The 871-nt window shown below is 65.0% G+C and carries 1 protein-coding gene; it reads left to right on the top strand.

The features are described from left to right. Nucleotides 1-871 (top strand): xanthine dehydrogenase family protein molybdopterin-binding subunit (locus NS365_RS22900; protein WP_153003926.1); only part of this gene is annotated, 871 nt, incomplete at both ends.

Consider the following 871-nt stretch of genomic DNA (forward strand, 5'->3'; position numbering starts at 1 on the left):
GGGCTCGGCTATAGCTGCTATATCGAGGCCTGCGGCATCGCACCGTCCAAAGCGGTCGGCTCGCTCGGCGCGGGCGTCGGCCTGTGGGAATCGGCCGAGGTGCGCGTCAATCCGGTCGGCACGATCGAAATCCTGACCGGCTCGCACAGCCATGGGCAGGGCCATGAGACGACCTTCGCGCAGCTTGTCGCCGAGCGTTTCGGTCTGCCGGTGGACAATGTGCAGGTCATCCATGGCGACACCGACAAGGTGCAGTTCGGCATGGGCACCTACGGCTCGCGCTCCGGCGCGGTCGGCATGTCGGCCATTGCCAAGGCGCTGGACAAGGTGGAGGTCAAGGCCAAGCGCATCGCCGCCCATCTGCTCGAAGCCTCCGACGACGACATCGTGATCGAGAACGGCGAGGTGAAGGTGGCGGGCACCGATCGCAAGCTGGCGTGGCACGAGGTCGCGCTTGGCGCCTATACCGGGCACAACCTGCCGGACGGAATGGAGCCCGGATTGAAGGAAGGGGCCTTTTACGATCCGCAGAACTTCACCTTCCCGGCCGGCTGCTACATCTGCGAAGTCGAGGTGGATGCCGAGACCGGTAAGGTCGAGATCGTGCAGTTCGTGGCCGCCGACGATTTCGGGCGCATCGTCAACCCGATGATCGTCGAGGGGCAGGTGCATGGCGGCTTGGCGCAGGGCATTGGACAGGCGCTTCTGGAAGGGGTTCACTATGACGAATCCGGCCAGCTCGTGACCGCCAGCTACAATGACTACGCCATGCCCCGCGCCTGGGATCTGCCCATGTTCGAGGTGCTGACCAACGAAACGCCCTGCACCACCAATCCGCTGGGGATCAAGGGGTGCGGTGAGGCGGGGGCGA

The sequence above is a fragment of the Aureimonas ureilytica genome, assembly GCF_001475935.1.
Lineage (GTDB): Bacteria > Pseudomonadota > Alphaproteobacteria > Rhizobiales > Rhizobiaceae > Aureimonas > Aureimonas ureilytica_A.